Origin of the sequence: Leifsonia sp. SIMBA_070 (assembly GCF_046534635.1) — a bacterium.
Taxonomy (GTDB): domain Bacteria; phylum Actinomycetota; class Actinomycetes; order Actinomycetales; family Microbacteriaceae; genus Leifsonia.
In genome coordinates, this window is record NZ_JAWRYK010000855.1 from 1 (window position 1) to 240 (window position 240).

A 240-nucleotide genomic window follows, 5' to 3' on the forward strand; every position below is an offset into this window, starting at 1 on the left:
TTCACGTCGGCATTATAAGTCATTTTGAGACTTTTTTTCAGCCATACTTCGTCTTTACCGTCTTGATTTAATTCTTTAAAATCAATCTTCCCCTCTTTAATAATCGTTTTAGGTAAAGTGAAGGCTTTAGTTGCTATATGCATATCTGCTGGAGTTAGCGCTTTATATTGAGGATCTAAAAACAATGAAATAGTACCATCAGGTTCCCATAGTGCGAGTGATACTTTCTCAATATCGACA

The 240-nt window shown here is 35.0% G+C and carries 1 protein-coding gene; it reads right to left on the bottom strand.

The features are described from left to right. Window positions 1–240 (bottom strand): YetF domain-containing protein (locus SB754_RS22650; protein ID WP_410784517.1); only part of this gene is annotated, 240 nt, incomplete at both ends.